Origin of the sequence: Streptomyces sp. Root1310 (assembly GCF_001426425.1) — a bacterium.
Taxonomy (GTDB): Bacteria; Actinomycetota; Actinomycetes; order Streptomycetales; family Streptomycetaceae; genus Streptomyces.
The window spans coordinates 698,924-711,741 of record NZ_LMEQ01000030.1; the positions used below are offsets into that span (position 1 = coordinate 698,924).

Genomic DNA, 12,818 nt, shown 5'->3' on the forward strand with positions numbered 1-12,818 from the left:
CGTCCTTTCGAGAGTGCACGGTCGGGCCGGTGTGAATCCACCCGATGTGGAGCGCCCGGGGAAAGTCTCGTGTTTTCCCTAAAGTTCGTCGCGGGCGCGGCTATCCCGGAACACGCGTTCTTTAGGGAAAAACCTGAATTCCGTCCGCGGGGCCGGATCGGGCTTGACCGGGTTCGCCCGGAAGCCCCAGCGTGAGGACCTCGTGAACCGGCGGCGGGCCGCGATTCGGCCACGTCCCCGGAGCGCGGCCGTAAATGCCGGCCCGGTGGGCCGGGGCCGCTTCCCTGTCAGACCGACCGGGCTCTTTCCGGCCGGGCCGTTACGGCTTGCCACGTGAGGGTTGTGCTATGTCACTCCACGAGGAGTCTCTCCCCGAGGACGAACGTCGACCGCTGTCCGGCGCCCAGGAAGGCCTCTGGTACGCGCAGCGGCTCGCCCCCGACAGCGCCGCGTACAACACCGCGGAGGCGGTGGAGATCCACGGCGGCCTGGACACCGCTCTCTTCGAGGCGGCGCTGCGCCGCACGGTCGGCGAGGCAGGCACCTTCGCGCTGCGCTTCCTCGACACCGACGACGGCCCCCGCTGCCGTCCGGCGCCGGACGCCGACGACTGGCCGCTGCACCGGGTCGACGTGAGCGACGCCGCGGACCCGGAGGCCGCCGCCTGGAAACTGATCCGCGCGGACCTCGCGACCCCGGTGGACACCGACAAGGGCCCACTGTTCGCGCACACCCTCCTCACCCTCGCCGCCGACCGCCACATCTGGCTGCTGCGGGCCCATCACCTCCTGCTCGACGGCTACAGCTACAAGCTCCTCGGCCGCCGCCTGGCCGACGTCCACAACGCGCTGGCCGAGGGCCGCGACCCCGGCCCCGGCGGCTTCGCGCCCGTCGGCCGGCTACGGACCGAGGAGGCCGCCTACCTCGCCTCCGAACGCCGTGACCGTGACCGCGACCACTGGACCCGCCGCCTGGCGGACCTGCCGGAACCGGCCCGCCTCACCCGCCGTACGGCCCCGCCGCGTGCCCCGTTCCTGCGCCACACCGTCGAACTCGGCGCCCCGGACGCCGAGGCGCTGTCCGCCGCGGCCGCCGGCCTGGGCATCACCCGCGCCGACCTGCTGGCCACCGCTCTCGCCGTCTACCTGCACCGCATGACCGGCATGGACGACCTCGTCCTCGGCATGGCCACCATGAGCCGGCTCGGCAGCGCCGCACTGCGCACCCCGGGCACCGCCTCCGACGTGCTGCCCCTGCGCGTCACCGCCCGACCGGACACCCCCTTGGCGGAGTTCGCGCGCACGGTGGCCGACGAGCTGGCCGCACTACGACGGCACCAGCAGTACCGGGGCGAGTTCATCCGCCGCGACCTCGGCCTCCTCGGCACCGGGCGCCGCCTGCACGGACCCGTGCTGAACATCGTCCCCTTCACCGAGGAACTGGACTTCGCCGGCAGCGCGGCGACCTGGCACCACCTGTCGGGCGGCGCCGTGGACGACCTCCAGATCAACGTCCGGCCCGGCACCCGGCCCGGCGCCCTCTGGCTGGCCCTCGACGCCAACCCCCACCTGTACGAGGAGGACGAACTCGCCCTGCACGGCGAACGGTTCCTCGCACTGCTGCGGCGGCTTGCGCAGGCGGCGCCCACCACCGCGCTCGCCGATCTGGACCTGCTGCTCCCCGGCGAGCACCCCCGCGACCGGCCGGTACGCGAGTTCCCGGTCACCGGGACGCTCACCGAGCTGTTCGAGCGGCAGGTGCGCGCCCGGCCCGGACGGATCGCCGTCACCCACCAGGGCGCACACCTCACCTACGGGCAACTCAACGAAGAGGCCAACCGGTTGGCCCGGCTGCTCGTCGAACGCGGCGCGGGACCGGGCCGGACGGTGGCCCTCGCGCTGCACCGGGGCCCGCGACTGCTGCCCGCCCTGGTGGCGGCCCTCAAGACCGGAGCCGCCTACCTCCCGCTGGACCCCGCCCACCCGGCCGAACGCCTGCGCCTGGTCATGGCGGACGCGGCGCCCGTCCTCCTGGTCACGGAGGGCGGCCTCGCCGCGGACCTCGGCGGTGACGTCACCGCCGTCGTCCTGGACGAGCCCGCCGTCACCGCCGACCTCGCCACGCGCCCGGCCTCCGACCTGACCGACGCCGACCGCGGCGGACCGATCGGCCCGACGCAGATCGCGTACGTCATCCACACCTCCGGCTCCACCGGCCGCCCCAAGGGCGTGCCCGTGCCGCATTCCCACGTGGTCCGGCTGTTCGCCGCGTCGGCCGAGCACTTCGACTTCGGCGCCGACGACGTGTGGACCCTCTTCCACTCCTACGCCTTCGACTTCTCCGTCTGGGAGATCTGGGGCGCCCTGCTGCACGGCGGCAGGCTCGTCGTCGTGCCGTACGCCGTCAGCCGTTCCCCACGGGACTTCCTGCGGCTGCTGCACGACGAGGGCGTCACCGTCCTCAACCAGACACCGTCCGCCTTCGAACAGCTGGTGGACGCCGACGAGGAACCCACCGCCGGAGCGCTGCGCTACGTCGTGTTCGGCGGGGAGGCGCTGCGTCCCGAACGGCTGCGCCCGTGGACCGCCCGGCACGGCCTCGACCGGCCGGCCCTGGTGAACATGTACGGCATCACCGAGACCACCGTGCACGTCACCCACCACCGCCTCACCCCGGACGACCTGACGGACCCCCGCCGGGGCAACGTCGTCGGCACCCCGCTCGCCGACCTGCGCGTGTACCTCCTGGACCCGCAGGGCCGGCCCGTGCCGCCGGGCGCCGTCGGCGAGCTGTACGTCACCGGCGCCGGGGTGACCCCCGGCTATCTGCACCGCCCCGAACTGACCGCCGACCGCTTCCTGGACGACCCCCACGGCCCGCCCGGCAGCCGCATGTACCGCTCGGGCGACCTGGCGCGGCTCCGCGCCGACGGCACCCTCGACCACCTCGGCCGCGCCGACCGGCAGGTGCAGCTGCGAGGCTTCCGGGTCGAGCCCGGCGAAATCGAGGCCGTCCTCGCCGAGCACCCCGGCATCGCCCGCGCCGCCGTCGTCGTGCGCCGTGCCGACCATGGCGGCGAACAGCTCGTCGCCTATCTCGTGACCACCGGTGAACGACCGCCCGCCGCGGCCGAGGTGCGCGACCACGCGGCCGCCCACCTGCCCGAGCACATGGTTCCCGCCGCCTGTGTGCTCATGGACACCCTGCCGCTGACCGCCAACGGCAAGCTGGACACCGACGCGCTGCCCGCGCCCGACCTCACCGGCGCGGCGGCCGGCACCCGCCCCGCGAGCACCGAACAGGCGCTGGTGTGCGCCCTGTTCGAGGACGTGCTGAAGCTGCCCCGGGAAACCGTCGGCATCGACGCCAACTTCTTCGACCTGGGCGGTGACTCGCTGCTCGCCACCCGGCTGCTGGCCCGGCTGCGCCACGGTTCCGGCACCGACGTGCCGATCACCGCCCTGTTCGCAGGTCCGTCGCCCGCCGCCCTCGCCCGGCTCCTCGACGGCCGCCCCGGCACGGCTCCCGACCGGCCCGCTCTCGGCGAGCGGCCCCGCCCGGAGCGCGTCCCGCTGTCCTACGCCCAGGAACGCATGCGGTTCCTGAACCGGCTCGACGACTCCACGGCGACGTACAACATCCCCCTCGTCGTGCCGCTCGGCGCCGCCGCCGACACCGAGGCGCTGCGTGCCGCTCTGGGCGACCTCGCCGACCGCCACGAGATCCTGCGCACGGTGCTCGCCGACCACGACGGCACGCCGTACCAGCGGATCCTGCCGGCCGGCGGGCCGCGCCCGCCGCTGGCCGCCGTCGACTGCCCCGTCGACGAGATCGGCGCGCACCTGGCCGCCGCCTCCCGTCACCGCTTCGACCTCACCGGCGAACCTCCCCTGCGGGCCTGGCTGTTCGGCACCGGTGAGGACCGGACCCTGCTGCTCCTCCTGCACCACAGCGCAGCCGACGGCTGGTCCCTGCGGCCCCTCGCCGACGACCTGAGCAGGGCCTACGCGGCACGCCGCGCGGGCACCGCCCCGGCGTGGGACGCGCCCCCGCCGCAGTACGCGGACTACGCGCTCTGGCAGCGCGCCCTGCTTGCCCCCGGGCCGGACGGTACGGGACACGCCGAGCGGCTCACCGCGCACTGGCGCCAGGCGCTGGCCGCGGCACCGCAGGAGTGCACCCTGCCCGGCGACCGGCCCCGGCCGACGGCACCACGCGACGGCGCCCATGTCACCGAGCACGTACCCGCCGCCCTCCACCGCGACCTCACCGGCCTCGCCGAGCGCGAGGGCAGCAGCCTGTTCATGCTGCTGCACGCCGCCGTCAGCGCCCTGCTCACCCGCTGCGGAGCCGGCGAGGACATCGTGCTGGGCGTCCCCGTCGCCGGGCGCTCCGAACCCGGCCTGGACGATCTGATCGGCCTGGTCACCAACACCCTGGTGCTGCGCGCCGACACCTCGGGCAACCCCGCCTTCCGTGAACTGCTGGCCCGCGTCCGGCCCGGCGACCTGGCCGCGCTCGGCCACCAGGAACTGCCCTTCGACCGGCTGGTCGACGAACTGAACCCGCCCCGCCGGCCCGGCCGGCACCCGCTGTTCCAGGTCATGCTCGCCCTGCAGAACAACGAGCCCGCCGTGCTCCGCCTCGACGGGCACGCGACGCTGCTGCGGCCCACCGCCACCGGCACTGCCAAGTTCGACCTCTTCGTGGACGTCCTCGAACGGCACACCGCCGAGGGCACCCCCGATGGCCTGGACCTGCACATCGAGTACGCCACCGACCTGTACGACCCGTCCACCGCCGAGGAGTTCGCCCGCTCGCTGGGCCGGCTGCTCGCGGCCGTCAGCGCCGACCCGGACGTACGGCTCGGCGGGCTCCCGGCGCCCGCGCCGCGCACACCGGCCGAGGCACCCGGCCCCGACACCGCAGGTCTGACCGAGGCGGCCCGGTCCGTGCCCGGTATCCGCGACGCCGTCGCGCTGACCGCGGCCGACGGAGGACCGCCCCGGCTGTTCGTGGTACCGGGCCGCGCGGAGGCCACCGAGGCCGTCGAACGCCTGCTGGAGCGCACCGGCACCCCGACCGTCGGCGTCACCGCCGTCAGCACCCTGCCCCGCGATGCCGACGGAGGCCTCGACCCGGCCGCCCTCGCCGCCCTGCCCGCCGTCGACCGCGCCGCCGCCGGGGCCTGGCAACAGCGCCTCGCCCGCGTCACCGGTGTCGGCGCCGCCGAGGCAGGGGTCGAGGACACCCCGCGGGAGCTGGCCCGCAGGCACGCCGCCGCCCCGCGCCGCGCCGCACCGGCGTCCGACGGCGGCACTCGTGGGGCGGCCGGGACACGGCCGGCCCTCAGCGAGGGCCCCGAGCAGGCCGAACCCACCGTGGCCACCTGGGCCCAGGCCCTGGTACGGGCCGCCGACCACGCGCGGGGCGACATCGTGCACGTACACCCCGACGGCAGCGAGACCCGCCGTGAGTACGCCTCCCTCGTCCCCGAGGCCTCCCGGGTCCTCGCCGGACTCCGGCGTGCCGGACTGCGCCCCGGCGACCAGGTGATCCTCCAGTGCGACGCCGGTGAGGACTTCCTCGCGGTGCTGTGGGGCTGCATCCTCGGTGGCTTCGTCGCCGTACCGCTCACCGTGCCCGCCTCCTACGACACCCCCTCGGCCGCCCTCACCAAACTGGAGGGCATCTGGCGGATGCTCGGCCGGCCCTGGATCGTCTGCTCGCCCGCGCTGGAGGCGGGCCTGCGCGACCGGATCGGCCGCGACGGCGGGTCCGGTCTCCGGCTGAGCACGGCCGACGCCCTGCGGGACGCGCCCGAGGACCGCGACTGGTACGCCGCGCAGCCGGACGACCTCATCCTGATGCTGATGACCTCGGGCAGCACCGGCTTGCCGAAGGCCGTCCGGCTGACCCACCGCAACGTGCTGGCCCGTTCCGCCGCCACCGAGGCCATGAACGGACTCGGCGCCGACGACGTGACGCTGAACTGGATCCCGCTCGACCACGTCACCGGCGTCGTCATGTTCCACCTGCGGGACCTCTATCTGGGCTGCCGGCAGATCCACGCGCCCACCTCCTGGATCCTCCAGGACCCGACGCGCTGGATGGACCTCGCCCACCGGCACCGGGTCAGCGTGACCTGGGCCCCCAACTTCGCCTTCGGGCTGCTCGCCGGACAGGCCCCGCGCTTCGCGGACCGCGACTGGGACCTGACCCCGATGCGGCTGGTGATGAACGCCGGCGAGGTCGTCGTGGCCGCCGCCGCCCGCGGCTTCCTGCACGCGCTGCGGCCCTTCGGGCTGCCGCAGGACGTGATGCACCCCGGCTGGGGCATGTCCGAGACCTGCTCGGTGGTCACGGACGCGGTGCTGCCCGCCGAACCGCCCGGCACCGACGAGACGTTCGTCAGCTGCGGCCTGCCCTACCCCGGCTTCGCCATGCGCGTCGTCGGCGAGGACACCACCGTGCTCGCCGAGGGCGAGGCCGGCCGGCTCCAGGTCCGGGGCACCTCCGTGACCGGCGGCTACCACGACAACCCGGCGGCCAACGCCGAGGCGTTCACCGACGACGGCTGGTTCGACACCGGCGACCTGGCGTTCCTGCGCGACGGCGAGCTGTTCATCACCGGCCGCGCCAAGGACGTCATCATCGTCAACGGCGTCAACCACTACAGCCACGAGATCGAGACCTGCGTCGAGGAACTGCCCGCCGTGGTCCGCAGCTTCACCGCGGCCTGCGCGGTCCGCTCCGACGCGTCAGCCGCCACCGACGAACTCGCCCTGTTCTTCAACCTCGCCCCCGTCCCCGACCGCGCCGCAGCGCTGCGGGAGATCGCGGGCAAGGTAACCCGCGAGATCGGCGTCAGCCCCGCCTTCCTGGTCCCGGTCGGCCCCGGCGACATCCCCAAGACGGAGATCGGCAAGATCCAGCGGACCAAGCTGCGCAAGAGCTTCGAGGCGGGAGACTTCGACGACGCCGTCCGGGAGGCTCAGCTGCTGCTGGGCACCGCCGCCACCCTGCCCGACTGGTTCCTGAAGCCCGTGTGGCAGCCGGCCGCCCCTCGCGCCCCGCGCGTCCTGCCGCCCGGCCGGCACACCCTGGTCCTGGCCTGCGACGGCCCCTGGACCCACCGCCTCGCCGACCGCCTGGCCCGGGCCCTGCGCGCCGACGGCGCGCGCTGCACCGTCGCCACGGACGGACCGTCCTACGAACGCCTCGACGCCGCCCGCTACCGGATCCGGCCCGCCGAGGACACCGACCACACGGCGCTGCTGCGGGACCTGGCGGCCGACGAGCGGCCGGTCGACGCCGTCGTCCACCTCACCGCCCCGCATGGCGGCGACGCGGCCCCGGACGAGTCGGCCGCCCGCACCCTGCTGGCGCTCGCCCGGGCGCTCGGCACCCGGCCCGCGGACCTGCTCCACGTGACGGTGGACGCCCAGGCGGTCGGCGCGGGCGAAGCGCCCTCCCCGGCTCAGGCCATGGCCGGCGCGGTCCTGAAGTCGCTGCGGGAGGAGTCACCGGGGCTGCGCTGCGTTCATCTGGACGTCGAACGGGACACGGACCCCGTACCGCTCGTGACGGCGGAGGCCGCGCAGCACCTCGTGGACACGGAGGTGGCCCACCGCGGCGGACGGCGGCACGTGCGCCGGCTGGCCCCGCTGCCCGAGGCGCCGGACCGCAGGGAGCCGCCCGCCACCGACGGCTTCCACCTCGTCAGCGGAGGGCTCGGCGGAGTCGGCGGCGCACTGGCCGCCCACCTGCTGGCTACCCCCGGCGCCCGCCTGCTCCTCCTCGGCCGCAGTCCGCTGCCCGAGGACGGCGGAACCCACCAGCGGCTACGGGAGCTGGGCGACGTGCGCTACGCGTGCGCCGACGTCACCGACGAGGACCAGGTGCGGGCGGCGGTGGACGAGGCCACCGAGGCCTGGGGCGTCCCCCTGACATCGGTCTGGCATCTGGCCGGCGCACTCGTGGAGCGGCCCGTCGGCGACCTGGACCCGGACGCCTGGCGCTCGGCGCTGGACGCCAAGGCGCACGGCGCCTGGACCCTGCACCGGGTCAGCGCCGACCATCCGGTGACCTCGTTCGTGCTGTTCTCCTCCGTCAACGGCTGGTTCGGCGGCGCCATGAACACCGCCTACGCCGCGGCCAACGCCTACCTCGACGCGCTCGCCCTGCACCGCCGGGCCCAGGGCCTGCCCGCGCAGAGCCTGGCCTGGAGCATGTGGCACGAGCGGGGTATGAGCAGCGGCTACGGTCTCACCGCACTCACCGAGGCACGCGGCTACCGGGTCCTGGACGCGGCCGCCGCACTGCGCTCCCTCGATCTCGCCCGCACCCTGGACGAACCCCATCTGCTGATCGGCGCCGACCGCACCGCCCCCTGGGTCCGCAGCCATGTCGCCGAACCGGCCCGGCAGGTGCGGCGGCTGGCCGCCCGCGTCGCGCTGGAGGAGGGCGCCGACCTCGGCGCCCTGCACCGGGCGGCCGCCGACGCCGCGGGCGTCGCCCCATGGGTGCTGCGCGCCGCCGGCAGCGCCGACCGGCCGGAGGCCGCCGACGACACCGGGGGACGGATCCACGTCCTGGAACAGCGGCTCGCCGAGCTGTGGTGCGGAGTGCTGCACCGCGACCGGGTCGGCCGGGACGAGAACTTCTTCGACCTGGGCGGCAACTCCTTGCTCCTGGTCGGCGCGCAGAGCGCCGTCAACCAGGAGTTCGGCTGCGAGCTGACCGTGGTCGACCTGTTCGCGCACCCCACCGTGCGCGACCTGGCCCGCCACCTCGTCGGCCGTACGACGGCCCCCGGAACCCCGACCGACGCCGCCGGGGACCCACCGAGCGGGCTGGACCGGGCGAAGGAACAGGCACGACGGCAGCGCGCGGCCCGGACCCGCCGCTCCGCACGGAACGGAAAGGGCCAAGGCCATGCATGAGACCGACGGGCCGCTGGACACACCGGAGGAGGACCTGCCGGCCGTCGCCGTCATCGGCATGGCCGGCCGGTTTCCCGGCGCCGACGACCTCGACGCGTTCTGGGACAACCTGGCCGCGGGCCGCGAAGCCGTACGTCCCGTCTCCGACGAGGAGTTCCTGGCCGCCGGCGGCGACCCGCGCGACCTGGACGACCCGTCGCTGATCCGCATGGCGTCCGTCGTCGAGGGCATAGACCGCTTCGACTCCGGATTCTTCGGCTACCTCCCCGCCGAGGCCGCCGTGGTCGACCCCCAGCAGCGCCTGCTGCTGGAGACCGCCTACCACGCCCTGGAGAACGCGGGCCGCCTCGCACCCGGCACCGATCACGGCACCTTCGGCGTGTACGCGGGCGCCGGCGACAGCCGGTACTACCCCGCCCACCTCCACCCCCGCCACGCCGGACAGCCCGGCTCCGTCGAGCTGGTGCACGCGGCCACCGCCAACTCCCTGGGCACCCTCGCCCCCCGCATCTCCTACGAACTGGGTCTGACCGGCCCTAGTGTGTCCCTCCAGACGGCCTGCTCCACCGCGCTCGTCGCCGTGCACACCGCCTGCCAGGACCTGCTCGACCACCGCTGCGACACCGCCCTCGCCGCCGCCGTCTCCCTCAACCCCTCGGCGGCGCTCGGCTACCGGCACGTACCCGACGGGCCCTTCTCGCCCGACGGACACTGCCGGGCGTTCGCCGCGGACGCCGCCGGCACCTCCTCCGGGGACGGCGTCGGCGCGGTCGTCCTCAAACGGCTGGCGGACGCCCTGGCCGACGGCGACCGCGTCCGGGCCGTGATCCGAGGCAGTGCCGTCAACAACGACGGACGGCGCAAGGTCGGCTTCAGCGCGCCCAGTTCCGCCGGACAGACCGAGGTCGTGCTGGCCGCGCAGGCCCAGGCGATGGTGGACGCCGACAGCATCGGCCTGGTCGAGGCGCACGGCACCGCGACGCGCCTCGGCGACCCCATCGAGGTGGCCGCGCTCACCGAGGCGTTCCGGGAGTCCACCCGACGGCGCGGCTACTGCGCGCTGGGCTCGGTGAAGACCAACATCGGCCATCTGGGCGCGGCGGCCGGCATCGCCGGACTCATCAAGGCGGTCCTCGCCCTGGAACACCGGCAGATCCCGCCCAGCCTGCACTTCGACCGGCCCAACCCGCTCATCGACTTCGCGGCCGGACCGTTCCGCGTTCCCACCGCGCTGGAGGACTGGCCCGCCGACGGCCGCCCCCGGCGAGCCGCGGTCAGCGCCTTCGGGATCGGCGGCACCAACGCCCATGTCGTGCTGGAGGAGGCCCCCGCTTCCGCGCCCGCACCGCCGCGCGCCCCCGAGGACGGCGGCCGCCTGGTGCTGCCGTTGTCCGCCCGGACCGTCGGCGCCCTGCGCGGCCAGGCCGAAGCCCTTGCCCACCACCTGGAACGCCACCCGGACCTGCGCCTCGACGATGTGGCGCACTCGCTGCGCACCACCCGCCCGGCCCTGCGCCACCGCCTGACCGTCAGCGCCGCCTCCCGCGAGGAGGCCCTGTCCGCCCTGCGGGCCGCCGCCCCCGCCACCCCGACCGTGCCGGACGAACCCGCCCGGGTGGCGTTCCTGCTGCCGGGCGGCGGTACCCAGTACCCCGGCATGGGCGCCGAGCTATACCGCGACCAGGACGTCTACCGCGACACCGTGGACGAGTGCGCCCGCATCCTGCGCCCCGTCCTCGGCACCGACCTGCGCACCTCCCTCTTCGAGGGCACACCGGCCGACCACACCGCCACCTTCCTCGGCCTGGTCGTCACCGAGTACGCCCTCGCGCGCACCCTGATGGCCGCCGGGGTCCGCCCCGACGCGCTCATCGGCCACTCCCTGGGCGAGTACACGGCGGCCTGCCTGGCCGGGGTCATCGACCTCGCGGACATGCTGCCCCTGGTCACCGAACGGATCCGGCTGATCAGCGAGGCGGGCGGAGCGACCGTCAGTGTGGCGGCCCCGGCCGAGGAGGTACTGCCGCTGCTCGACGAGGAGTTGTCCCTGGCCGCGGTGAACGGGCCCGCCGCCTGCACCGTCGCCGGACACGAGGAGGCCGTGGCCCGCTTCGAGCGGGAACTCGCCCGCCGGGACCTCCCCTTCCGCCGGGTGCGGATACCGGCCGCCGCCCACTCCCACGTCCTGGACCCCGTGCTGGAGACGTACGAGCGGCACCTGCGCGGCGTCACCCTGTGCCCGCCCCGCATCCCGTTCGTCACCAGCGTCACCGGCACCTGGATCACCGACGCCCAGGCGACCTCGGTCCGGCACTGGCTCGACCACACCCGCCGCACCGTGCGGTTCACCGACGCCATCACGGCCCTGTGGGAGCGCGGGCGCCCGGTCCTGGTGGAGATCGGACCGGCGGACACCCTGACCCGACTGGCCACCACCCAGCTGGACCCGGACACACCGGTCACGGTCACCACCATGCGGCACGCCAAGGCCGACGCCCGCGACGGCTTCGTCCTCGCCGAGGCGCTGGGCCGGCTGTGGTCCGCCGGTGCGGACACCGCGCTCCCGCCGGTGCCGGGCACGCCACGGCCGGTGCCGCTGCCCCCGTACGCCTTCGAACGCCACCGCCACTGGATCGACGCGCCGGGCGCCCGCTCCACCGCGTCCGACACCTCGGACACGGTCCGGGACGAGCCGCACCTCGCGCCCCGACCCCGGCTCACCACCGAGGCCGTGCCGCCGCGCACCGAGCGGGAACAGGCCGTCGCCCGGCTGTGGGAGCAGACCCTCGGCATCGGCGGCATCGGCGTCCACGACAACTTCTTCGACCTCGGGGGCGACTCCATGAGGGCCGTCCTGCTGGCCGGCCGGCTCCGCCGGGCCGGGGTGCTCGACGTACCCGCCGCCACCCTGCTGGCCGCGCCGACCGTCGCCGGTGTCCTCGCCGCCACCGAGGACACCGACGACCAGCGGTCCGGCGGCACCGCGAACGCCCTCGCCCCCCTGCTGCCGCTGCGCCGCGAGGGCGGCGCCGCACCGCTGTTCTGCGTCCACCCCGGCGCCGGCGTCTCCTGGCGCTACACCGGCCTGCTGCCCCACCTCGGCGGCGACCAGCCGGTGTACGGCATCCAGGCCGCCGGTCTCGACGGCACCCGGCCGCCCGCACCCGACGCCCCGGCCATGGTCGCCTCCTACGTCGATCTGGTCCGCGAGGTCCAACCGCACGGCCCCTACCGGCTCCTGGGATGGTCGTACGGCGGCTTCGTCGCCCACGCGATGGCCTGCGCGCTCCAGGAACAGGGGGAGCGGGTGGAACTCCTGGCCATGCTGGACGCCCCGCAGCCCTACTCCAGCGCATACGACGCCGAGACGGCCGAGCGCCAGGTGGCGGCCCTGCTGATGCGGGTGGCCGGCCTGCCCGTGCCCTCGGACGGCGAACCGCCCGCGGTGGCGACCGTCCTGGACCGCATCGACGCCAAGGTCACGGCGGATCCCGCCGGTTCTCCGGTCGACCGCGCGCAGGCCGCCGCCGTCGCCGACGTCATGCGCAACAACCTGCGCCTCGCGCCCCGGTTCGAGCCCGGTGTCTTCCACGGGGACGTCCTGTTCTTCAGCGCCGACGACGAACCGGCCACGGACTTCGCCGGCGACCTCGCCGTACAGCCCGGCAAGGCGGACGCCTGGCGGGCCCAGGTGCGGGGCACCCTGCACGACCACCGGGTGCCGTGCGGGCACTACGAGATGACCGAACCCGAGCCCCTCGCCCTGATCGGATCGGCGGTCGCCAAGGCACTGCGCGGCACCGCCGATCCCACCGCGCCCGTACCCGTTCCGCCCCCCGGGGGCCCCGACCGCTCAGGAGACCCCGCATGACC

The 12,818-nt window shown here is 75.1% G+C and carries 2 protein-coding genes; both read left to right on the forward strand.

The genetic code is table 11. From position 1 onward, the window contains the following. The first annotated feature begins 347 nt into the window (after positions 1–347). Positions 348–8,945: a non-ribosomal peptide synthetase gene (locus ASD48_RS30350; RefSeq protein WP_057604944.1), complete on the forward strand. Its 8,598-nt coding sequence runs from the start codon at positions 348–350 to the stop codon at positions 8,943–8,945. Beyond that, a complete protein-coding gene (locus ASD48_RS30355; RefSeq protein WP_057604945.1) occupies positions 8,938–12,816 on the forward strand; it encodes a type I polyketide synthase in 3,879 nt (1,292 codons plus the stop codon). The genes ASD48_RS30350 and ASD48_RS30355 overlap by 8 nt, the downstream gene beginning before the upstream one ends. The last annotated feature ends 2 nt before the right edge of the window (positions 12,817–12,818 follow it).

Coding starts and splice junctions, on each gene's coding strand:
- ASD48_RS30350 (WP_057604944.1), top strand. CDS start 348: ATGTCACTCCACGAGGAGTCTCTCCCCGAGGACGAACGTCGACCGCTG.
- ASD48_RS30355 (WP_057604945.1), top strand. CDS start 8,938: ATGCATGAGACCGACGGGCCGCTGGACACACCGGAGGAGGACCTGCCG.